Genomic DNA, 20231 nt, shown 5'->3' with positions numbered 1-20231 from the left:
GTTCATACTTGGAAAAAATTCAGAAACTATTAATCCCAAAAGGTGTAAGAGTTATCGTAATCTCTGATATTCATGGCGAATTAAATCTTTTAAAGGAATTATTACATAAAGTTAATTTTAAAGATGAAGATTATTTAATTATTAATGGTGATCTTTGTGAGAAAGGAAGAAATAGCATTGGCGTCGTAAACTATGTGATGGATCTAGTAGTTAGCAAGCCAAATGTTTATGTAATTGAAGGGAATTGTGAAGCTGTAGTTGAAGCGCTTGTAAATGAAAATCCTGCGCTAATAAATTATTTATGTACGAGAAAGAATACAATTTTTAATGAATGGTTAGCGAAATTGAACGTTACCGTTAATGAAGAAAGTGATATTTGTGAAGTGAAAAAAATATTGATGAGCCATTTTTCAAAAGAAATAAAGTGGCTAACAGAATTGCCAACTGCTATTGAAACTGATGATTATATCTTTGTACATGCTGGCCTTGAAGATAGAGAGAATTGGAGACAAACAGACAGGAAAAATGCAATTGCAATACCAGAGTTTTTTAATAAGTCACATAGTGCGGATAAGTACGTAATTGTTGGACATTGGCCTGTTGTGAACTATTCCGAGGAGGCGCCGTCTAACAATCCAGTTATTGATAAGGAGAAAAAAATTATTGCGATTGATGGTGGTAATGCGATTAAAGAAGCAGGGCAATTAAATGCATTTATTATTCAGAGGACAACTTCAGGTGATACGTTTTCTTATACATATGTAGATCATTTTCCACAGTATGAAGTATTGGCTGATTTTAATGCGAATTCAGTAATGCAGGGCGGGGTTACATATCCACATTATTACATAGAACCTGTGGAGAGAATGAAAGGTTTTACCGTATGTAAACAACTAGGAACAAATGAATTACTTCATGTGAAAAACGAGTATATAAAGCAACTTGAATCAGGTGAGTATACAGTGAAAACGGATATTTCTTGTGCGCAAATCAGTATTAGAAAAGGGGATACAGTTTCTTTAATTGATGGTAGCTGCAGGGGATATGATTTAATTAAAAAAGATGGAGTAGAGGGCTGGATAGAGAAAGGGATTCTACTTGAGGTAGAAAAGAAGGGAAATACAATATTTAGCTAAAATGGGAGGGATATAACCTCCTGTTTTTTATTAACTATGCTACGAGTTCGTACTTCATCTAATTTTTTCCGAAATTCCGTTTCTAGATAAAACTCGAAAAAATTGGCTAATTTACATAAATAATTCGTATCTTATAACAAAATTATACAATATAGAGTAGAGTTTTGTTTTGATTTTTCTGAAAAAACATTATAATTGTATATGAAATAAAGAGGAATGTAGGAGGAAATTATGCAAAACGTTATATTAAAGGGGATCAAAGTTACAATTCGTACAATAGAAGAATCAGATATCAAAACATTATGGAGCTTCATATATAAAGAAGAAAATCCAGAGTGGAAAAAATGGGATGCACCATACTTTCCAATAACAATGCAAGAATACACGCGATATAAAGAAAACTCACAAAAACGTTTAATAGAAGAGCCGCTATCGAATTTAATTGTCGAAAATGACGGTCAAATTATAGGGACAGTCGGATTTTATTGGGAGCATAAACCGACGCGTTGGTTAGAAATGGGAATCGTAATTTATGACCCAGCATACTGGAACGGTGGATATGGTACAGAAGCATTAACATTATATAGGGACTTACTATTTGAAAATATGGAGATTGGTAGAGTAGGGCTTACAACTTGGTCTGGCAATGAAAGAATGATGAAAGTAGCAGAGAAAATAGGAATGAGCTTAGAAGGAAGAATGCGAAAATGCCGATATTATAACGGGACATACTATGATTCTATTCGAATGGGAATGATTCGTGAAGAATGGGAAGTGCTATGTGTAACGAAGGGGTGAGGAAGCATGTACGCTATCATTGCTACATTTGATTGTGTGTCTACTAATAAAGTTAGAGAATTGCAAAATGAATTAACGAATATAATTGAAACAAATGAACTAGCCGGAGTAGAACCACATATAACATTGGCTGATTATAAGGAGTTAGATATTAATTTATATACGAAGAGATTAGAGGAGTTTGTAGCTTTTCAAGAGAACATCTCCACTGTAACTTTTCCTTCTGTTGGAACTTTTCCTACTAACGGAACGATCTTTCTAGCACCAACCATTACTGATGAGTTATTAAGACTTCATCATTCTTATCATGATTATTTCAAAGTTTTTCATGATAATCTACAGTCATATTACGTACCAGGAAAATGGGTGCCGCATTGCACGATTGCAAATGGGTTAAATTTAAATCAATTTTTAAGTGTAATGGAATATATATATGAAAAGTTTGATGTTACAATAGCTTCGATTGAGAAGTTAAAATTAATTAAGGTAAATTATGAAGATGGTTTTGCCATTTCTTCTAGTATATTAGCAGAATATAATTTAAAGAGAATGGAGACATCGAGATGACATATGTAATTAGAGAAATGAAGCAAGAAGATATTCATGCTGTACAAAACGTAGCGAAAATAGCTTGGCATGATACTTACGAAGGAATTATTCCGAGAGAGATGCAAGATAGTTTTTTAGATGAGGCATATTCCGATGAAAAAATGAAATATCGTCTTAAAAATACACATTTATTCGTTGCAGAAGAAGAGGGAGAAGTAATTGGGTTTGCGAATTTTTCACCTGTTAGACTGCAAAATGAAGCAGAATTAGGTGCGATTTATTTGTTGCCAGATCAGCAAGGAAAAGGGATAGGAAGTGCTTTGTTAAAAAGAGGGATTAAGGGGTTAAAAGGGATTCGGAAACTGTACATACATGTAGAAGCAGCAAATGAAAAAGGAAAGCGCTTTTATGAAGCGAAAGGTTTTGCCGAATTAGAGCAATTTGAAGAAGATTTCGAAGGACATATGATGCAGACAGTAAGGATGGTTTTATACGTATAGGGAGGAGCAGAAATGAAAATATTTGATTTTAGTGAAAAAGTGGGAAAGCACATATCATTATTTCAATCTAATTTCATAATGTCGAAAATATTAAACCATCAAGGGAATATACATATCGGCGCTATGCATTTACAAGAGAATGGAATCATCGGATATCATGAAGCAGTTGTATCTCAACTGCTTCTTATTGTGGACGGAGAAGGATATGCGTGTGGAGCAAATAAAGAAAAAGTGAAGGTGGAAGCTGGACAAGCTGTATTTTGGGAGAAGGGTGAGTTACATGAGACGAGTACGGAAAAGGGCTTGATGGCAATTGTAATTGAGTCGGAGGGACTTGAGAAAGGAGTTTTAATGAAAGAAGTGGGAAAGTTTGATGATTAAGGTGTGTAAGGAGGAGATTACTATGCACAAAGTTACGCAAATAGTAATCTGTGCAGCAGTACTATTAATCACACTCGCTATGATAAATGGAGAAACGTGGAAAGATAAAGTGAAATTTTAATCCGTGGGGGATGTTCATCCCCCACGGATTATTAGTTGAACCAATCGGGCGCTTACGGGCAGTTGATCTCCCCCTAACTTCTTTGTTCCATCCGATCTTTGAGGTGGGAGTCTTACTGCCCGTTAATGCGGGATAAAATTGTTATTTCGCTAGCTGTTCTTATATTTACTGGATTTTCTCTAGTATGGAACACATTAATTATAAATTTTATGGAGAAATTCAATGGAAAAAGGAGTAAATAAATGCTACCTTTCAAGCGAATGAGAACTATATATTTAATAACAGTACCTATTATTGCACTACTCTCATTATTTTTTCCGCAGTCATTAGGAGATCGTATACTTACTTTCTTTTTTGTACTTGTTTTTGGCGGATTAGCAATTGGATTTACCTATTTAATGGACTTTATTGGAAAAACAAAAGATAAAAGGGAATGAAAATGAAGCTTTTACAAGTGGGAACAGTAGTAAAGTCCAAAGTTGTAGATTTGTAAAATTTGAGAAGACAGATAAGGAGTAGTAAGGTGATGAAGATTCCGAAAATTATAATGGTAATACTAGTTGTAATTTCAGTCGCTGTCGGGCTGATGGGGCCATATTCAATAAAAGAAAAGATTATATATACATTTGGTGTGATCTTTTGGGGAGCAATGGCGATAGGAGCAATTAATTTAATGGAGTATATTAAAAGGAGGATGAGTAAATGAAACTTAGATTGAAGGAGGAATAATAATTAGGATAAGAAACGGGATTATATGTTAGAGATAGTTATGGACTAGGTGGTACCATTAAGTTTGAGGATTAAGAGAGGAGCATATTATTATGCAGCCATTTAAGGTTGGAAAATATATTACATATGTCGCGATTGCTATATTTCTTGTAGTTGCTATTATGTCTCCGTATGAATTACCTAAAAAGGTTGGCTTTATTATAGGTGTTCTTATTTTAGGAGCATGTGCACTTGGTACTAATAAACTTTACGAACGGATGTATAGTAAACTTAATAATAAATAAGACTAATAAAATAGGAAAAAATTATCACGATAATTTTTTCCATGAAGAGCGATTTCAGGAAGAGTAGCCCACACAGGTTGCTCTTTTCTTTATGTACAAATAATCTAGGAAAAGAATACTAGGAATTGCTTCCGTCTCGTTATCAGCTATCTGTGCATTTAATAGTATTGATTAAAATTGCTTCTCTTGAGGAGAGCGAGCTTTCGGATTTTTAAGAGTATAAAAAATATTATTCTGTAAAATTAATTTTCTATGGTAAAATATCCTATATAAATATTTAAAAGGGGAATGACTATGGGAGATATAAAAGTTACTCCTGAACAGTTGCGAAAAGTGGCAGGGACTATTAGATCAACTATCACGAATGCAACTGCAACACAGGAGCGACTAAAACGAGATATTGATATGATTTCTAGTAATTGGTTGGGCTCAACTTATATGAAATTTAATATGGATTTTCGCGATTCATCTTTTAAGATGGCGCAATTTATAACCATATTAGAGCCACTTGAGAAGTTTCTTCTTGATTCTGCTAATAAATTTGAGCAGGTAGATAATATGGATGTTGCTATTGCGATGGCTTCCACCATTTTAACGGGGAAACCTTTTAAAGGGGATTATAAAACACTTACAGGTTCAACAAAAGTAAATACAGAGGATCGCTATCGTATTAAAACAGAAGGGTCATTACTAGAGGGAGAATATGAACTTTCTGAGAATAGTAAGCTAGGGTTCAAAGCTGGGCATGCAGAGCTAGAGGTGGGACTTCCTTATAAATTTGATACGATAAAAGAAGATGTATTGACAGGAAAGATTCTTGGAGTGAAGGGCGGAGTTACAGGATTCGAGGATAGTCTTTCGTTTAAAAACCCTTATGTTTCAGAAATATCAGTAACACAAAAATTCATAGATGCTTCAGTTGTATACGGGGTTGAGGATTATACGTTTAAAGATGATGCAGAAGTGACAATACAAAAATATGAAGCAAAGCTAGATAGAATTGATATTCCAAATATTATTCCATTTTTTAAAGATCACGATCTCGAAGTGCGAGCTGAATTTGGTTTGGGGACGTTTGGTTATAAGTTTCATGTAGGTCAAGAAACTGGTGCGTATGTTGGTGGTGGAAAAGTTGGTGGTGGTCTATTTGCAAAATTCAAAAATCGTGGGGAAGAGGAATAAGAGAATGTTTAAATCGTCAAAAATTATTAAAATTGTTGGGTTTATAGCAATGGCTATTGCTAGTTTGTTTTTTCCTTTAGATTTAAAAGGGAAAATTATTATTTTCACTTTTATACTTGTATTAGGTGTAATGTCTCTTGGGACTACAAATTTATTAGAATACATCACTAATAAATTTAAAAAGAATAGAGATAATTAATGTACTTAAATAAGAAAGTATAATTGAGTAATTGCAAGTTTTATGGTAACTGCAGACATTAATATAAAAATTATAAATGTATTTGTAATACTTTTATTTGGTGTAATAGCTATGTGGTCTTAATTGCTTATTGAACACTTTTATCAAAAAATATATAAAGGGGAATGAATAAATGAAACTTTTACCAATCGGAACAGTAGTAAAACTAGAAGAGGTAGAACCGATTATTATGATCATTGGAAGAATGGTTGTATCAGCAGATAAACGTGATTTTGATTATGTGGGCGTTCCTTATCCAGTGGGCTATCTAGGTGATGAAAAAGTACTTTGTTTTAATCATGATAAGATTGTAGAGGAAATGCATAGAGGGTATATGACTGAGAGTGAATTAGTTCTACGTGAGAAATTATTAGAATTGTAGATTAGTTGAAAAATACATATAGATTTAAAAAATAAGATAGGGGAAATAAAATGGGGAAAATAATGAGAACCCTTGTAATCATTGGCATACTTATCCCTCCAGTACTGCTGTGGAGTGTACCTACAATGCCTCTAAATGATAAATTGCTGTTTACAGTTTTACAACTAACTGTAGGATTCAGTACGGTAATTGTATTAGAGATTATATTTAGAAATCGAAAAAAGAAAAGGGTAAAATAGAGATAGATTGCATGGAATATCAGTTGAAAATATATAACATGTATGACTAATAGCTTTACTTGGGTGGTGGCCTACTGGTCGCCTCTTTTAACGTTATCTCCCTGGTAATGGAGGGCTGATTTTTTATTTAACAAAGAAAAAAGGAGCAATCAAGCATGTTTAAACAAGGGCGCATTTTAATGTGTATTTTTACCGCAGTGTTATTTTTTTCTTCCTTCTTCTTTCCGCAGCCAATGGGAAAAAGGGTTTTAACAGCTATTGTTGCTCTAATTATTGGTGGAGTAGGTATTGGAATTTCCTATTTATTAGAAAATTTCAGTAGCAAGTCGAAAAATATATCTAAATAAGAACAGAGAATAACGATAAAGCGTTCCTAATTGGTTCAGTTGTAAAGATAAAAGATTTAAATTGTTTTTTTATGTTATAGAAATTAACAAGAGTTAACAAGCATAGTATATCATATAGTAACGACAAGCGGAGTACATGTGAATAGATATTAGTTATACGCAGAAGAGGCTACTTATAATAGGCAGCCTCTTCTGCGTGTATTATGCATTATTATCGATACATCGTCCACATCCCAATATCTTTAAATCCTAATCGTTTATAAATCCGTCCAGCAGCTGGGTTGTTATAAAATAAGCAAAGCGTTCGGCCTTCTTTCGTAAAGTCTTGGATCATTTTCTGTAATATGAGCGAAGCATATCCATTCCCGCGATAATTTGGGTGTGTACATACACCAACTATCATAGCGGATAGTGAATTTTCAGCGGAAGTAGAAGCAGATGCGATAATAGCACCGTCTTTTTCAATATAATATGTACGTCCTGTATTTGTTTCGAGAGCTTGTCTTAATATTTTCTCTGATTCATTAGCAGTCGGGAATTCAGCGATGTTACTTCGTAATTTCATAATTCGCTCTACATCATCTAGTGTGGCATGTTTAATTGTTTCTTGAACAGGCGTGCTAGGTAAGTTGTTGTCATCTAGACATTCGCAAAAATACATTTCATTTTTGGCACCTAGTTGTATACTTGGAGCGGTTTCAAATCGTTCCACAATAGTTGACTTGCCAGAGAGTTTAAGCGGCTTATATACGGAAAGAAGTGCTTCATAGTCAGAGGTAACAAAATCTTCTTTACTGTACGGTATAAATGCATCATGGAAGCGGAGTAAAATTGATTTTAATGTTCCGTTCTCTTTGAATGTTCCCCATAATTCTTGAAAAGCTGTATCATAACCGAAAGCCTCAATATCTCCAATAATAAATAAATTCATTGCTGCTTCTTCTTTTAGAAAAGAAAGTACTTGTTCATGATCATTTTGAGTTAATTTTTTGAGCATAGTAAATTGACCTCTTTTTTTTATTTTTCTAAATATTACAACTTTTTATTTTTGAAATCAATATAAAATTTTATGTTTAGTTCACAAACTTTCGGAAAAACTAGGAAAGATATGACAAAGGAGGTTATGAACGGTGGATCATCCAATTCAAGGATTAATGAAAGCAGCAATGGAAAATTTGAAGGAAATGGTCGATGTAAATACGATTGTTGGAGAGCCTGTTCAAACGGCTGACGGTGGTGTAGTGTTAACGGTTTCTAAAGTAGCGTTCGGTTTTGGAGCAGGAGGTTCTGATTTCCAGACGAATGATGGACAAAGAGCGAACGGTAACCCTGCATTTGGTGGCGGTAGCGCAGGTGGTGTTTCCATTACACCAGTAGCATTTCTAGTCGTGAATAAAGACGGGGTAAATATTCTTCATTTACAAAATGCGACACATTTAGCAGAAAAAATAATTGAATTAGCTCCACAAACAATTGATAAAATTCAATCGATGTTCCAAACAGATGAAAAGAAAGAGGGAAATCATCACCCTCAAAACCCAGATGAAATCCTTTAAAAACGCCTGCTCATAAGCAGGCGTTTTTTCTTGTAATCAGTATGTAATAAAACACATGAAATTGTAAATAGTTTTTGAAGTTTTTTCTATGTTTCTAAAATTTTTCATGTTAAAATATGCTATAGAATTGAAACATATAAAACGAAGGTGGCTAGGTGCTTTGTCTGGAGGATCTGACCAAGTAAACAATATGATATATATTAATGGTAATCGTCGGGGTCATTGTTTTATTACATCTGGAATTACGTTTAAAGAGTTTGCAAGTAACATCCCTTCACCGCTTCATCAAGTATTGCTTTTAAAGCATAATTTTGAGTGGACAGATTTTCATTATCATACTTTATTTGAATATGTTGAGGAAGAAAACATACATAAACTCATTCAAGCAGAGATTGATGAATTTGATGAATTTTGTTGGGTAGATTTCGATGATGCAAGCGATTTAGATGAGTTAGAGCCAAAAGAAATTGCAGAATTATTATATTTGGCTCACAAAAAAGAACCACTTGGAAGAACGTTCTTCCCATTGTTGAAGAATAGATTCGTTTATTTTTCACATGATGACGGTTGGTACAACAAAGTGTATTACCGTAGAATCGGTGATTTTGTAGGAATGCTAAGTAAAGTGATTCCATATAAACTCGGTTCGTTTGGAAAGAAACGTTTTACTTTCTTCCAAAAATCAAAAATTTTCCCAGCAATTTCAAAGGAAGTTATCCTTGGGCTTATGCCGTTAATGGAAGATGGGTTATACATTGATTTAGCGGGGAAAATTGAGTCGAGAAGAGGTCTTGAAATTCCGGTATATGTAGTAGGATCATTCGAAAGTACGGATGAGGTACTAGATAATATCGATGAATTGAAAGCGGAAGTAACAGAAACGGGTTGGCTCATTTTTGATAAGAAAGAACAAGAGTGGCAATGGGTTGTAGACTAAGAAAACTTGGCGCATGAAGTCAAGTTTTCTTGTCTTTTGAAAGGAGAACAAATGAAGAAATATTATACAATTGTGGGTATTGTAAGTATTATTCTCGTGGCAATATTACTTATAACTTGTCCGAAAGAATCAGATTTTAAATTGTATTTAGAGGATAAGTATGCATTGAAATGTGACGAGAGTAGCTTTGAATGCACGCAAAATGTAGATGAAAAAAAAGAGAAATTACAGTTTGAAAGTATTGATGCACGAAATGGTGTTTTCTTTATGACTGTAAAGCAAACGTATAAAACAGAAGCTGGTGTTACGAAAGAATATAGCGGAGTAGGTATATTCGGTACATTTCTTTTTGTTTCAGAGAAGACTTTCTAGTAATAGAAGGTCTTTTTTTTATGCTTATGTTCATATAGATGAAGTAAGACAAGCATAGGAGGGGTATTGATGAAGAAGGGATGTATCGTTTGTGGTGGTGAGGAGTTTTTTTCTTCAACATTATATGCACGTACGAAGCAAGATTGGGCATATGCGCCAAACATGTACCGATTTGAAAAGGTGTTTATTGAGCATAGAGATGAAGAAAATTATCCAGTTTTTCAAGAAATTACAGCGAAGCATTGTTGTGGATGCGGTCATATCATGTTGTATCATGAATGAACACACCAAGTATAACTTGGTGTGTTTTTTTTAAAACGCTGACAAAGCAAGCGGATAGAGTAAAGTAAATAAAACAGAAAAACTACCAAAACCAATTGCGGTATATCCAAGTGTTCTCGCTCCAAAATTGACAGCTAATAAGCCAACTAAAATAGCAAGGGAGCCGAGTGTAACAGGATAAAAAGCAATGGAGAATAACGAAAGAAATAATGCGACATAGCCGATCATTGCACCGGTATTTGTACCTTCTATTTCATTTGCAATTTCTTTGCGCTCATGTCTAATCGGAATACCAGCCGGAGATATTTCAGCTGCATACTCTTCGTTTTTTTCACCACTTTTAAAATGATGATTTCTCTTTCTTCGCATGTACATCCCTCTCTTTCAATTGGGTGTATCTATAGTATCTTTCATAAGGAGCAGAACATGAGTATGAGTTAAACCCAAGTAAAGCAAAAATTGGAGAAAATAGATTCCGTTGTTATCCTGTTTATCCCGCTATTTGCCGTGCAGTAAGACCCCCACCTCAAAATTCGGCTGGAGCAAAGAAGTTAGATGGGAGTCGGGCTGCCAGTAAAAGCCCGATTGGTTCAAATAATAATCAGTGGGGGACGAACAAACACCCCCACTGATTAAAGTTTCACTTTATCTCCTTATGAAGATAAACAGGGATTTTGGAACATGATGTAGAATGAAATGAATGATAATACGTGAAGGTAGGGGAATGTATGGCGAAGTTTAATTGGCATGAATCGGCAGAGAAAAAATGGGATAACAATGCAGAGTTTTGGAATCAAAATAGTCAAGAAATGTGGGATAGCGGGAGCAGGAGTACAATCATTCCATTTTTTGAGCAGTACGTGGAAAAGGAAGTACAAGTGTTAGATGTTGGCTGTGGTGATGGGTATGGTACATATAAATTAAGTCTTACTGGCTACAAAGCGGTTGGGGTGGACTTATCGGAAGTTATGATTCAAAAGGGTAAGGAGCGCGGAGAAGACCCAAACTTATCTTTTATAAAAGGTGATCTTTCTTCATTACCATTTGAAAATGAGAAATTTGAAGCAATTATGGCAATTAATTCTTTAGAATGGACCGAGGAGCCGTTGCGAGCATTAAATGAAATAAAGCGTGTTTTAAAGAAAGATGGATACGCATGTATTGCAATTTTAGGACCGACAGCAAAACCGAGAGAGAACAGTTATCCGCGCCTATATGGCAAAGACGTTGTTTGCAATACGATGATGCCTTGGGAATTTGAAGAGTTAGCAAAAGAACAAGGATTTGAAGTTGTAGATGGTACCGGCGTATATAAGCGCGGAGTAAATGAGAAGATGTTAGGTCAGCTACCTACAGAGTTACAACAAGCGTTAACATTTTTATGGGTATTTATGTTAAAAAACGTATAACAAAATTGAAGGGTTTTAGGAGGTAAATAAGTGCAGAAAATACAAAAAACTGATACAATATCATCAGAATCAATTAAAGGGGGACTAGGGTATATGACAACTACTACAACAGTTAAATCTGATATTGAAATCGCACAAGAAGCAAGTATGAAGAAGATTCAAGAAATTGCAGCTAATTTAAATATTTTAGAAGAAGAACTAGAGCCATACGGACATTATAAAGGCAAGTTATCTCTTGATATTTTTAAGCGTTTACAAGATGAGAAAGACGGTAAAGTTGTTTTAGTAACAGCGATTAACCCAACTCCAGCAGGAGAAGGTAAATCAACAGTAACAGTTGGTTTAGGTCAAGCTTTTAATAAAATTGGTAAGAAAACAGTAATTGCACTTCGCGAACCATCTCTTGGACCAACAATGGGATTAAAAGGCGGAGCAGCAGGTGGTGGTTATTCTCAAGTAGTACCAATGGAAGATATTAACCTTCACTTTACTGGAGATATTCATGCGATTACAACTGCCAATAACGCATTAGCGGCGTTCATTGATAATCATATCCAACAAGGAAACACACTTGGAATTGATACGCGTAAAATCGTTTGGAAACGCTGTGTTGACTTAAATGATCGTGCCCTTCGTAATGTAGTAATTGGCCTTGGTGGACCGGTTCAAGGTGTACCACGTGAAGATGGGTTTGATATTACAGTAGCATCTGAAATTATGGCCGTATTCTGCCTTGCAACAGATATTCAAGATTTAAAATCACGTCTATCTCGCATTGTTGTCGCTTATAATTTTTCAAATCAACCTGTAACAGTTAAAGATTTAGGAGTAGAAGGAGCGTTAACACTTCTATTAAAAGATGCATTAAAACCGAACTTAGTACAAACATTAGAAAATACACCAGCTATCATTCATGGCGGACCATTTGCGAATATCGCTCACGGTTGTAACAGTGTTATCGCTACGACAATGGCAGCAAAATTAGGTGATTATGTTATTACAGAAGCTGGATTCGGTGCAGATTTAGGTGCCGAGAAGTTTTTAGATATTAAAGCACGTGCAGCTGGTATTAAACCAGAAGCGGTAGTTATTGTTGCGACTATTCGTGCGCTTAAAATGCACGGTGGTGTGGCGAGAGATCAATTAAAAGAAGAAAATGTAGATGCGTTAGCAAAAGGTATGGAGAACTTACAGAAGCATGTTGAAACAATTCAAAGCTTCGGTGTTCCTTTCGTAATTGCCATTAACAAATTCATTACTGATACAGATGCAGAAGTTGCATACTTACAAGAATGGTGCAATGAGCGTGGCTATGCAGTATCCTTAACAGAAGTTTGGGAGAAAGGTGGCCAAGGCGGAGTTGACCTTGCTGAGAAAGTGTTAAAAGAAATTGAAAAAGGTGAAAACAACTACGCACCACTTTATGAATTAGAATTACCATTAGAAGAAAAAATTCGTACAATTGCTCAAAAAGTGTACGGCGCAAAAGATATTGAATTTGCTCCGAAAGCACGTAAGCAATTAGCTCAATATGAGGGAGAAGGTTGGAGTAACCTACCGATTTGTATGGCGAAAACACAATACTCTCTTTCAGATGATGCAACAAAATTAGGTCGCCCATCTGACTTTATCGTTACAATTCGTGAATTAAAACCATCTATCGGTGCAGGGTTTATCGTTGCGTTAACAGGAACAATGTTAACAATGCCAGGCCTTCCAAAACAGCCAGCTGCGCTGCAAATGGATGTAAATGATGATGGAAAAGCAGTAGGTTTATTCTAAAAGGTTGTAATTCATCTCGTTTATCTGTAAACTATATATACATCAAGTGGCGCCTTTCCATCGAAAGGCGCCTGTTTTTTGGAGGAAATTATGTTTGATCCAACTGCTTTTGAAAATTTAAAGGTAATTGTGGAAGGAGCTGTCTATGATTTCGATTTACACGGTGATATTCTCGTAACGGATCGAAAAGATGTGATGGACCTTGCTTCATTAAGTCGTATGTATAGTATTTCATTTCAACTAACAGAAACATTTAAAACGATGGTAGAGGCGACATTTTCACTATCTGTTGATGCAAAGAATTTATCAGGTGAAATATTAGAAGTACCTCAGTTTATACCAGGTTGTGAAATGAAGCTGGAATTCTCGTTCGAAATGGAGCAACCAGAGATAGGATGCGAAGAAATTGAAACTTTATTGCATTCTATATGGGGAAAAGAGCGAATGATTACGCAAAAAATTTCATACGAATATAATAAGCAAGCGATTTCATATCATAATAAGGTAGAGGTTCTATTTCAAAAATCGATTACAGAAGACCATGTTGATGATTTAATAGCTGTTATTTCACACATGATAGAAACGGTGCGAACAATACAACATTTTCTTCAAAAATAGAGATAAAGGAGAAAAACAAATGATAAAAGATATGCAACCATTTTTACAACAAGCTTGGGAAAAGGCTGGTTTTAAAGAATTTACTGAAATTCAAAAACAAGCGATTCCAACTATTTTAGAAGGACAAGACGTTATTGCTGAATCTCCAACTGGAACAGGAAAAACATTAGCGTACTTATTACCACTTTTACATAAAATTAATCCTGAAGTTAAACAACCTCAAGTTGTAATTTTAGCGCCAACTCGTGAACTTGTTATGCAAATTCATGAAGAGGTTCAAAAGTTTACAGCAGGAACGGATATTTCAGGTGCGTCTTTAATTGGTGGTGCGGATATTAAGCGCCAAGTTGAAAAATTAAAGAAACATCCGAGAGTTATTGTCGGTTCACCAGGACGTATTTTAGAGTTGATTCGCATGAAAAAATTAAAGATGCATGAAGTGAAAACGATTGTATTTGATGAGTTTGATCAAATTGTAAAACAAAAGATGATGGGTGCTGTACTTGATGTAATTAAATCAACGATGCGCGATCGTCAATTAGTGTTCTGCTCGGCGACAATAACAAAAGCTGCAGAAGATGCGGCACGTGATTTGACAGTTGAACCACAATTAGTACGTGTAACACGTTCAGAGGCACAGAGCCTAGTTGAACATACGTATATCGTTTGTGAGCGTCGTGAAAAAAATGATTATATTAGAAGAGTTATGCATATGGGAAATGTAAAAGCAGTTGCCTTCTTAAATGATCCATTCCGTTTAGATGAAATTACTCAAAAACTGAAGTTCCGTAAAATGAAAGCAGCAGCACTTCATGCAGAGGCAAGCAAACAAGAGCGTGAAGTAACGATGCGCGCGTTCCGTAGCGGGAAATTAGAAATATTACTTGCTACTGATATTGCAGCACGTGGATTAGATATCGATGATTTAACACACGTAATCCACTTAGAGTTACCAGACACAGTAGACCAATATATTCACCGCTCAGGACGTACTGGACGTATGGGCAAAGAAGGAACAGTTGTTTCTCTTGTAACAGAACAAGAAGAGCGTAAATTACTTCAATTTGCGAAAAAATTAGGTATCGTGTTTACGAAACAAGAAATGTTCAAAGGAACATTTGTAGAATCGAAACCACCAGCACCAAAGAAAAAGAAACCAGCTTTTACTGGTAAGAAAAAACCTAGATAAATGAATGGAAAGACGTAACTATGCGTAGTTACGTCTTTTTTTGTGGAATAATAGATGAAATTTTATTAACGACTATTAAAATTTCATCTATCGTAACTTTAAAAATATTAACGATTCTACAGGGAATATTGATAAAGGTGTAGCATTTCTAGTTTAGTTTGTACAAGGAAGTAACATAAAAAAAGTCGAATATTAACATGATGCGAAATAATAAAAAGAAGGTACATGTATGGCTAGGAAATTAGGAATGTTTTTAAATACGAAACATATTGAAGTAAACGAAGGAATAAGAAAGGCGAGAGAATGGGATTTAGAATATATTCAACTATATGCTATGAATGAGAATTTCAATTTAGCTAATATTTCAAAGTTAGAATGGATTACTTTAAAGGATAGCTTATCTTTTAATGGGATTAAAGTCCCATCATTAGCAATTAGTTTTGGAGAAAGTGGAATTGTAGGGGCGGAAGATGAAAGTGTAATAGAGCAGTTGAAACGTGTTGCTGATAAGGGATTAGAATTAGGAGCAAACATAATAACGGCTCACATTGGAAAGATTCCAGATGTTGAAAAGAGCGAGCGATATGAAAAGATGCAAAGGGCTTGTTATGAGATAGGGGATTTATCATTAAAATTAGGGGGAGTCTTTGCTATTGAGACGGGATCTGAAAAAGCAATAGTGTTAAAAATATTTTTAGAAAATATAAACTCAAAAGGACTAGCAGTTAACTTTGACCCAGCGAATTTAATAAGTGATGTAAATGAAAATCCGATAGAAAGTTTATTCCTATTAAAAGATTATATAGTACAAACGCATATTAAAGATTGTAAAGAATTGAAAAGCGATAGTTCAAGTAAGTATATAGAAGTCGCAGCAGGAAACGGTGAAGTAGATTTCAATATATTCTTCAAGGCATTAGATGAAATCGGATTCGACGGTTATTACATGATTGAAAGAAATGATTATTTTAACGAACTTGACGGGATGAATCAGTCGATAAATTTTGTGAAGAGGTACATATAAACTCAAAAGGAATAACAATAGCACTTGTAGAAACCTACATAGAATATAAAAACCATTAGGGGGAAAACAAATGATCCATAAAGTTGGACAAATTATGTTATACGTAAATAATCAAGATGAGGCAGTAAATTTTTGGACGGAAAAAGTAGGATTTCATGTAGTTGCAGAGGAAGATAACAAGCAAGGAATGAGATGGATTGAAATCGCTCCGACTAAGGGTGCAGAAACGAGTATTATACTACATAATAAAGAAGTTATTTCGAACATGAGCCCAGAATTAAATCTTGGTACACCGTCCTTAATGTTCTTCTCAGAAAATCTTGATCAATTATATAAAGAGCTAAAAAATAAAAATGTTACTGTTGGAGAAATGGTAACTATGCCTTCTGGTAAAGTGTTTAACTTTGCTGATAGTGAAGGGAATTACTTTGCAGTAATGGGAAAAAATAAATAATTATATAGTTATGTGAAAATCCCCCTCGTAAATAATGAGGGGGATTAAATATTTGAAGTCAATTTTTTATTAACGAGTTGTTCTATAAAAAATGTTCCTTTTTCAATTGCAGTCTCAATATAACCAACGATTTGATCAAATGAAAACACTTGTAAGTTTTCGTGCAAGTGTTGCTCAGGATATAGCATATCTTCAAAAAGGTATTTTCGAAAAGCTAAAACGTTTTCTTTAGAAACTTCTTCGATATCCACAATGTGAGCCTCTTGATTGAGAAGAGAGAAGAGTTGTTGTTCTTTATCGTAATGATGAAGCAACTTTGCGTTCAATAATTTAAAATCGTTATAGTACATAGGAGCGATAGTTTCGTCATTTTCTATTCTATTTTTTAGCCAAGGTAGAAAAAATCCACTTAGCCAATTATCATCGGCAATGAGGTGGGTATAATAACCTAAAATATAAGAGGAATCCATATGATCTTCATATTTATGAATAAATGAATCATAATCTATTCTTCTCGTATAGTTCTTCGTTGTACCAGCGTAAAAATGTGAAGTTCCTTTTTCTTTTTTTGAATGAACAGCATCAGGAGCTACACCACCAAGTAAGAAAGAAGTTTTATCTTGAATAGAAAGTTTCTCAGCAATACCGTTAGCGATAATGATATGCATAATTCGTGATCCCATGAATAACACCTCTATTTCATGTATTCATTTTAGGGAGCTGTCTGAACGTGTAGTATTACTTTCCCTGTACTTTGTCTACTTTCGACCCATTCATGTGCTTTCCCTGCATCTTGAAGGGGAAAAGATTTCGTAGCCTTAATTTGTAAACTTCCATCGCGTAAATAACGGAAAACTTCATTCGCAGTTTCTTGAAGCAATTCAGGACGTTTTTTCCGTGTAGTGCCAAAGCTGAAACCGAGTATAGAACGGCAACTTGCGTGTAAATCTTTCGTTTGAAAACTACCAACTTCTCCGCTAGCATTGCCGAAATGGACGAGGCGACCGTAATAAGCAAGGCAGTTTAAACTTCTTTCAGAAACAGTTCCAGAAATAGAATCTAAAACAATATTAACGCCTTCTCCGTGTGTAAGCTGATTTACCCTCTCTACAAAATCTTCATCTTGATGACAAATAACATAATCAGCGCCAGCATCTAAAGCAATTTTTCTTTTTGCTTCACTTCCGACAGTCCCGATTACTTTTTTAGCCCCTAATAATTTTGCGAGTTGAATCGCGGTAGTACCAATTCCTCCAGCAGCTGCATGAATTAGAACAGATTCACCTTGTTGAATCCTTGCAACATTTGCGAGTAAATTATAGCTTGTAAAAGATACGATAGGGCAAGCGGCTGCAGTTTGGAAATTAACTTCATCAGGTAATACAAAAGTAAGATTTTCGTTCGCGACAACATATTCAGCGTAAGAGCCATTTTGAGGAAAAGTAATGACACGCTGGCCAGGATGAATGTTTTTTACATGAGAGCCTACGTGTTCTACAATACCAGCTGCATCTATCCCTGGAATAAAAGGTAAGGATTTGTTTCCTTTTTTGCCATAACGTGATTTAATATCGGCGAAATTAACACTAGTAGCAACAACGCGAATTAAAACTTGATTATCTGAAATTGTAGGAATATCCATGTCCGTATATTTCAACACTTCAGGACCACCGAATGAAGTTACAACGATAGCTTTCATATACATCCTCCTAAATTTGACTATATATATTATTTTAAATCTTCATTAGGAATTGGAAAATTATATAATTGTTATGCAGGGTTATAAGTGAAGCTTATGAAGTTATTGCATCATTATATTAATTTATTTGAAAAATCTTTGAAAGAAATCGAACGAAATATCGTTTGCTTGCCAATATATAGTGTAAGACAAAGGAGGGATGGTACATGAAAGATGAAACAGTGTATACAGATTTAATCCAATTAACTTTATCAGGCAATAAAGAAGCGTATAGCGAATTGTATGATAAAACGATTCAAGAAGTATATAAGACAGCACATTTTTTAATAGAGGATAAAGCAGATATAGATGATGTCGTTCAGGAAATATACATACAGCTATATGAATCGCTTCGTAAATATGATAGTGAGAAGCCATTTCGTCCATGGTTAATTGGACTTGCGATTAAACAAATCCATTCTTATAGAAGAAAGAGGTGGATGCGACTGCGAATTGTAAAAAAAGCAGAAGAGCAAAGAAAACCAGTACAAATTGATTTTTCTAGCGATGTTGTAAGTAAAATATCAAATCAAAAATTAATCGAACTCATTCATAAGTTACCGTATAAATTGAAACAAGTTATTATCTTAAGATACTTACACGATTACTCTCAAGAAGAAGTAGCACAAATATTACATATTCCAATCGGTACAGTGAAGTCTAGAATTCATGCGGCATTAAAGAAACTACGTCAAAAAGAGCAAGTAGAAGAAATCTTTTTAGGAGAGGTAGGGAATGTAAAATGAGTTTAGATTGTAGAGTTAGAGAATCTATACAAGAAGAAGCGAAGGGGATTATTGCCCCGCCGGAGTTAAAAGAAAAAGTAATTGTTCAAATAAAAATGAAGAGCGGGGGAAGTAAAAGGAAGAAGCGCCTTATCGCAGGAGTGCTTGCAGCCGCATTTTTAATCCCAACGACTGGTTTTGCTTACCAATCTATTATGGCGGATGGTATATACGGATCTTTTGAGAACTTAAAAAAACATGCCGGAGCTATAACATTAGAAGGATACATGCGTTTTAATGCAAAGTTATCACAAGCGAAAGACGAAATGGGTGCGAAGGAATATGAAGAGTTTACAAAAGAACTAAAGAAATTAACGAATGCAAAGCTTGAGTACGGGGATTCGAACGGTAATATTGATTATGATCAATTATCACCAGCTAAAAAAGAGGAAATGAAAAAGGTAGAAATGGAACTTCAGCCGTATTTTGATAAATTAAATGGCCATAAATCTAGTAAAGAAGTATTAACTTCAGAAGAGTATGAACAATATATGGAAGCGTTAATGTCATATCAAACTGTATTAGTAAAAGCGAAATCGAGTGGTGGGATAACAGTAGAAGAAGTACCTGAAGCTTATAAAGAAAGATTTATAAAAGCAGAACAGTTTATGGAGTATGTAGATGAAAAGGTGAGATAAGTAAAAAAGCTCATAGCTTAAGCTGTGAGCTTTTCTTATTGAAACGTAAATATATTAACCACCTATTCCTTTTGCTAGCAATAAGAAATATACAAATATTAGTATGACTCCATTTAATGTCGTACCAACTATTTTAAATAGCCAATTCTTTGATGCGATCGCAAAAATAATACCGAGTAATGAAAGAATACTTAGAAGCACAATAATTAATGTTAAATTTGAATTAGGTCCTCTTAAAATAAAGAAAGAACATATACTTGTGATAAACGTTAGAAACGAGAAAGTCCCTAATTTCATAATAAGTCTCCCTTGTTTGAAATGTATTTTGATTTAGTGCGCGACTTTCTTTAGTTTAACATAAATTTCCTATTACCAATTAAATATATGAACAATAAAAAACGAGTATAAAATCTATGCGATTTCATACTCGTTTTGTTATTACTTAAATTTCCTTACCACATGTATAGCAACTCTTACAAGGACTATTGCACTTATAAATAACCCACCATAACCAACGGCACTTAAAAATTGAACATTAGGTTCTTTTGCATACAAGTCAGG

General features: G+C 34.6%; 30 protein-coding genes. 25 read left to right on the top strand and 5 right to left on the bottom strand.

The features are described 5' to 3' along the window. Nucleotides 1-8: 8 nt before the first annotated feature. The 13 genes from B5P40_RS26430 to B5P40_RS26365 all read left to right on the top strand — a co-directional run bounded on the left by B5P40_RS26430 (nt 9) and on the right by B5P40_RS26365 (nt 6886). Entirely contained in the window at nt 9-1136 is a 1128-nt protein-coding gene (locus B5P40_RS26430) for a metallophosphoesterase (protein WP_113710176.1), read from the top strand. A gap of 231 nt (nt 1137-1367) precedes the next feature. Continuing rightward, nucleotides 1368-1934, top strand: a complete 567-nt coding sequence (locus B5P40_RS26425; RefSeq protein ID WP_113710175.1) for a GNAT family N-acetyltransferase — start codon at nt 1368-1370, stop codon at nt 1932-1934. 6 nt (nt 1935-1940) lie between these two features. Beyond that, nucleotides 1941-2501 (top strand): 2'-5' RNA ligase family protein, encoded by a 561-nt coding sequence (locus tag B5P40_RS26420; RefSeq protein ID WP_113710174.1) that lies wholly within the window; start codon nt 1941-1943, stop codon nt 2499-2501. Next, the gene (locus B5P40_RS26415; RefSeq protein ID WP_113710173.1) at nt 2498-2983 is read left to right on the top strand and encodes a GNAT family N-acetyltransferase; all 486 of its coding nucleotides are present in this window, start codon (nt 2498-2500) and stop codon (nt 2981-2983) included. Before B5P40_RS26420 ends, B5P40_RS26415 begins: the two co-directional genes overlap by 4 nt. Nucleotides 2984-2995: 12 nt before the next feature. Beyond that, nucleotides 2996-3364 carry a cupin domain-containing protein gene (locus B5P40_RS26410; protein WP_113710172.1) on the top strand — a complete coding sequence of 123 codons (369 nt, stop codon included), beginning with the start codon at nt 2996-2998 and terminating at the stop codon, nt 3362-3364. A gap of 363 nt (nt 3365-3727) precedes the next feature. Next, nucleotides 3728-3922, top strand: a complete 195-nt coding sequence (locus tag B5P40_RS26400; protein ID WP_088007896.1) for a hypothetical protein — start codon at nt 3728-3730, stop codon at nt 3920-3922. Nucleotides 3923-4011: 89 nt separating this feature from the next. Further along, nucleotides 4012-4191 carry a hypothetical protein gene (locus B5P40_RS26395; protein ID WP_000701193.1) on the top strand — a complete coding sequence of 60 codons (180 nt, stop codon included), beginning with the start codon at nt 4012-4014 and terminating at the stop codon, nt 4189-4191. A 115-nt stretch (nt 4192-4306) separates the two neighbouring features. Further along, on the top strand, nt 4307-4498 hold the full coding sequence (locus B5P40_RS26390) for a hypothetical protein (protein ID WP_001182258.1): 192 nt from the start codon (nt 4307-4309) through the stop codon (nt 4496-4498). 294 nt (nt 4499-4792) lie between these two features. Further along, complete coding sequence (locus B5P40_RS26385) at nt 4793-5680, top strand: WXG100 family type VII secretion target (RefSeq protein WP_113710171.1); 888 nt, start codon at nt 4793-4795, stop codon at nt 5678-5680. 4 nt (nt 5681-5684) lie between these two features. Next, complete coding sequence (locus B5P40_RS26380) at nt 5685-5879, top strand: hypothetical protein (RefSeq protein WP_000477204.1); 195 nt, start codon at nt 5685-5687, stop codon at nt 5877-5879. Nucleotides 5880-6051: 172 nt separating this feature from the next. After that, nucleotides 6052-6300, top strand: a complete 249-nt coding sequence (locus B5P40_RS26375) for a DUF4176 domain-containing protein (protein ID WP_000771626.1) — start codon at nt 6052-6054, stop codon at nt 6298-6300. A 50-nt stretch (nt 6301-6350) separates the two neighbouring features. Further along, on the top strand, nt 6351-6539 hold the full coding sequence (locus tag B5P40_RS26370; protein ID WP_000516426.1) for a hypothetical protein: 189 nt from the start codon (nt 6351-6353) through the stop codon (nt 6537-6539). Nucleotides 6540-6694: 155 nt separating this feature from the next. Continuing rightward, complete coding sequence (locus B5P40_RS26365; protein WP_000476179.1) at nt 6695-6886, top strand: hypothetical protein; 192 nt, start codon at nt 6695-6697, stop codon at nt 6884-6886. Between the two features lie 211 nt (nt 6887-7097). Here the strand turns inward: B5P40_RS26365 and B5P40_RS26360 are convergent, their stop codons facing one another. Beyond that, nucleotides 7098-7883 carry a GNAT family N-acetyltransferase gene (locus B5P40_RS26360; RefSeq protein WP_113710170.1) on the bottom strand — a complete coding sequence of 262 codons (786 nt, stop codon included), beginning with the start codon at nt 7881-7883 and terminating at the stop codon, nt 7098-7100. Between the two features lie 133 nt (nt 7884-8016). On the opposite strand from B5P40_RS26360, the gene ytfJ reads away from it, so the two are divergent. The 4 genes from ytfJ (at nt 8017) to B5P40_RS26340 (ending at nt 10033) form a co-directional block, all read left to right on the top strand. Then, the gene (gene ytfJ / locus B5P40_RS26355) at nt 8017-8442 is read left to right on the top strand and encodes a GerW family sporulation protein (RefSeq protein WP_002127061.1); all 426 of its coding nucleotides are present in this window, start codon (nt 8017-8019) and stop codon (nt 8440-8442) included. Nucleotides 8443-8602: 160 nt separating this feature from the next. Then, nucleotides 8603-9379, top strand: coding sequence for an oxalate:formate antiporter (locus B5P40_RS26350; RefSeq protein WP_113710169.1), 777 nt, complete (start codon nt 8603-8605; stop codon nt 9377-9379). A 51-nt stretch (nt 9380-9430) separates the two neighbouring features. After that, nucleotides 9431-9751 carry a hypothetical protein gene (locus tag B5P40_RS26345; protein ID WP_002118741.1) on the top strand — a complete coding sequence of 107 codons (321 nt, stop codon included), beginning with the start codon at nt 9431-9433 and terminating at the stop codon, nt 9749-9751. A gap of 69 nt (nt 9752-9820) precedes the next feature. After that, nucleotides 9821-10033: a hypothetical protein gene (locus B5P40_RS26340; RefSeq protein ID WP_002012518.1), complete on the top strand. Its 213-nt coding sequence runs from the start codon at nt 9821-9823 to the stop codon at nt 10031-10033. Between the two features lie 30 nt (nt 10034-10063). On the opposite strand, the gene B5P40_RS26335 is transcribed toward B5P40_RS26340, so the two are convergent. Beyond that, the gene (locus tag B5P40_RS26335) at nt 10064-10402 is read right to left on the bottom strand and encodes a hypothetical protein (RefSeq protein WP_001253195.1); all 339 of its coding nucleotides are present in this window, start codon (nt 10400-10402) and stop codon (nt 10064-10066) included. A gap of 359 nt (nt 10403-10761) precedes the next feature. Between B5P40_RS26335 and B5P40_RS26330 the strand changes: the two genes are divergently transcribed. The 6 genes from B5P40_RS26330 (at nt 10762) to B5P40_RS26305 (ending at nt 16509) form a co-directional block, all read left to right on the top strand. Next, entirely contained in the window at nt 10762-11442 is a 681-nt protein-coding gene (locus B5P40_RS26330; protein WP_113710168.1) for a class I SAM-dependent methyltransferase, read from the top strand. A 93-nt stretch (nt 11443-11535) separates the two neighbouring features. Beyond that, entirely contained in the window at nt 11536-13224 is a 1689-nt protein-coding gene (locus B5P40_RS26325) for a formate--tetrahydrofolate ligase (RefSeq protein WP_113710182.1), read from the top strand. A 90-nt stretch (nt 13225-13314) separates the two neighbouring features. After that, nucleotides 13315-13842, top strand: a complete 528-nt coding sequence (locus B5P40_RS26320; protein WP_002065080.1) for a hypothetical protein — start codon at nt 13315-13317, stop codon at nt 13840-13842. 19 nt (nt 13843-13861) lie between these two features. After that, a complete protein-coding gene (locus tag B5P40_RS26315; RefSeq protein WP_002012513.1) occupies nt 13862-15031 on the top strand; it encodes a DEAD/DEAH box helicase in 1170 nt (389 codons plus the stop codon). Between the two features lie 229 nt (nt 15032-15260). Continuing rightward, nucleotides 15261-16055 carry a sugar phosphate isomerase/epimerase family protein gene (locus B5P40_RS26310; RefSeq protein WP_113710167.1) on the top strand — a complete coding sequence of 265 codons (795 nt, stop codon included), beginning with the start codon at nt 15261-15263 and terminating at the stop codon, nt 16053-16055. A gap of 70 nt (nt 16056-16125) precedes the next feature. After that, the gene (locus B5P40_RS26305; protein ID WP_113710166.1) at nt 16126-16509 is read left to right on the top strand and encodes a VOC family protein; all 384 of its coding nucleotides are present in this window, start codon (nt 16126-16128) and stop codon (nt 16507-16509) included. A 44-nt stretch (nt 16510-16553) separates the two neighbouring features. On the opposite strand, the gene B5P40_RS26300 is transcribed toward B5P40_RS26305, so the two are convergent. Next, nucleotides 16554-17192 carry a zinc dependent phospholipase C family protein gene (locus B5P40_RS26300; protein WP_113710165.1) on the bottom strand — a complete coding sequence of 213 codons (639 nt, stop codon included), beginning with the start codon at nt 17190-17192 and terminating at the stop codon, nt 16554-16556. 29 nt (nt 17193-17221) lie between these two features. Next, nucleotides 17222-18208: a quinone oxidoreductase family protein gene (locus tag B5P40_RS26295; RefSeq protein WP_002141439.1), complete on the bottom strand. Its 987-nt coding sequence runs from the start codon at nt 18206-18208 to the stop codon at nt 17222-17224. 206 nt (nt 18209-18414) lie between these two features. Between B5P40_RS26295 and B5P40_RS26290 the strand changes: the two genes are divergently transcribed. Further along, on the top strand, nt 18415-18993 hold the full coding sequence (locus tag B5P40_RS26290) for a sigma-70 family RNA polymerase sigma factor (protein ID WP_002135915.1): 579 nt from the start codon (nt 18415-18417) through the stop codon (nt 18991-18993). Beyond that, a complete protein-coding gene (locus tag B5P40_RS26285; protein ID WP_002127077.1) occupies nt 18990-19670 on the top strand; it encodes a DUF3600 domain-containing protein in 681 nt (226 codons plus the stop codon). Before B5P40_RS26290 ends, B5P40_RS26285 begins: the two co-directional genes overlap by 4 nt. 54 nt (nt 19671-19724) lie before the next feature. Here B5P40_RS26285 and B5P40_RS26280 read toward each other — a convergent pair whose 3' ends face one another. After that, nucleotides 19725-19967 (bottom strand): hypothetical protein, encoded by a 243-nt coding sequence (locus tag B5P40_RS26280; RefSeq protein WP_002135917.1) that lies wholly within the window; start codon nt 19965-19967, stop codon nt 19725-19727. Nucleotides 19968-20231: the final 264 nt, after the last annotated feature.

The sequence above is a fragment of the Bacillus sp. SRB_8 genome (assembly GCF_003264205.1).
GTDB classification, from domain to species: Bacteria; Bacillota; Bacilli; order Bacillales; family Bacillaceae_G; genus Bacillus_A; species Bacillus_A mycoides.
The sequence above is the reverse complement of the archived record's forward strand: the minus strand, read 5'-3'. Positions and strand labels throughout refer to the sequence as shown.

Excerpts from the sequence above, each read along its gene's own strand:
- B5P40_RS26425 (WP_113710175.1), top strand. The coding sequence starts at position 1,368 with ATGCAAAACGTTATATTAAAGGGGATCAAAGTTACAATTCGTACAATA.
- B5P40_RS26420 (WP_113710174.1), top strand. The coding sequence starts at position 1,941 with ATGTACGCTATCATTGCTACATTTGATTGTGTGTCTACTAATAAAGTT.
- B5P40_RS26415 (WP_113710173.1), top strand. The coding sequence starts at position 2,498 with ATGACATATGTAATTAGAGAAATGAAGCAAGAAGATATTCATGCTGTA.
- B5P40_RS26410 (WP_113710172.1), top strand. The coding sequence starts at position 2,996 with ATGAAAATATTTGATTTTAGTGAAAAAGTGGGAAAGCACATATCATTA.
- B5P40_RS26400 (WP_088007896.1), top strand. The coding sequence starts at position 3,728 with ATGCTACCTTTCAAGCGAATGAGAACTATATATTTAATAACAGTACCT.
- B5P40_RS26395 (WP_000701193.1), top strand. The coding sequence starts at position 4,012 with ATGAAGATTCCGAAAATTATAATGGTAATACTAGTTGTAATTTCAGTC.
- B5P40_RS26390 (WP_001182258.1), top strand. The coding sequence starts at position 4,307 with ATGCAGCCATTTAAGGTTGGAAAATATATTACATATGTCGCGATTGCT.
- B5P40_RS26385 (WP_113710171.1), top strand. The coding sequence starts at position 4,793 with ATGGGAGATATAAAAGTTACTCCTGAACAGTTGCGAAAAGTGGCAGGG.
- B5P40_RS26380 (WP_000477204.1), top strand. The coding sequence starts at position 5,685 with ATGTTTAAATCGTCAAAAATTATTAAAATTGTTGGGTTTATAGCAATG.
- B5P40_RS26375 (WP_000771626.1), top strand. The coding sequence starts at position 6,052 with ATGAAACTTTTACCAATCGGAACAGTAGTAAAACTAGAAGAGGTAGAA.
- B5P40_RS26370 (WP_000516426.1), top strand. The coding sequence starts at position 6,351 with ATGGGGAAAATAATGAGAACCCTTGTAATCATTGGCATACTTATCCCT.
- B5P40_RS26365 (WP_000476179.1), top strand. The coding sequence starts at position 6,695 with ATGTTTAAACAAGGGCGCATTTTAATGTGTATTTTTACCGCAGTGTTA.
- B5P40_RS26360 (WP_113710170.1), bottom strand. The coding sequence starts at position 7,883 with ATGCTCAAAAAATTAACTCAAAATGATCATGAACAAGTACTTTCTTTT.
- B5P40_RS26345 (WP_002118741.1), top strand. The coding sequence starts at position 9,431 with ATGAAGAAATATTATACAATTGTGGGTATTGTAAGTATTATTCTCGTG.
- B5P40_RS26340 (WP_002012518.1), top strand. The coding sequence starts at position 9,821 with ATGAAGAAGGGATGTATCGTTTGTGGTGGTGAGGAGTTTTTTTCTTCA.
- B5P40_RS26335 (WP_001253195.1), bottom strand. The coding sequence starts at position 10,402 with ATGCGAAGAAAGAGAAATCATCATTTTAAAAGTGGTGAAAAAAACGAA.
- B5P40_RS26330 (WP_113710168.1), top strand. The coding sequence starts at position 10,762 with ATGGCGAAGTTTAATTGGCATGAATCGGCAGAGAAAAAATGGGATAAC.
- B5P40_RS26325 (WP_113710182.1), top strand. The coding sequence starts at position 11,536 with ATGACAACTACTACAACAGTTAAATCTGATATTGAAATCGCACAAGAA.
- B5P40_RS26320 (WP_002065080.1), top strand. The coding sequence starts at position 13,315 with ATGTTTGATCCAACTGCTTTTGAAAATTTAAAGGTAATTGTGGAAGGA.
- B5P40_RS26315 (WP_002012513.1), top strand. The coding sequence starts at position 13,862 with ATGATAAAAGATATGCAACCATTTTTACAACAAGCTTGGGAAAAGGCT.
- B5P40_RS26310 (WP_113710167.1), top strand. The coding sequence starts at position 15,261 with ATGGCTAGGAAATTAGGAATGTTTTTAAATACGAAACATATTGAAGTA.
- B5P40_RS26305 (WP_113710166.1), top strand. The coding sequence starts at position 16,126 with ATGATCCATAAAGTTGGACAAATTATGTTATACGTAAATAATCAAGAT.
- B5P40_RS26300 (WP_113710165.1), bottom strand. The coding sequence starts at position 17,192 with ATGGGATCACGAATTATGCATATCATTATCGCTAACGGTATTGCTGAG.
- B5P40_RS26295 (WP_002141439.1), bottom strand. The coding sequence starts at position 18,208 with ATGAAAGCTATCGTTGTAACTTCATTCGGTGGTCCTGAAGTGTTGAAA.
- B5P40_RS26290 (WP_002135915.1), top strand. The coding sequence starts at position 18,415 with ATGAAAGATGAAACAGTGTATACAGATTTAATCCAATTAACTTTATCA.
- B5P40_RS26285 (WP_002127077.1), top strand. The coding sequence starts at position 18,990 with ATGAGTTTAGATTGTAGAGTTAGAGAATCTATACAAGAAGAAGCGAAG.
- B5P40_RS26280 (WP_002135917.1), bottom strand. The coding sequence starts at position 19,967 with ATGAAATTAGGGACTTTCTCGTTTCTAACGTTTATCACAAGTATATGT.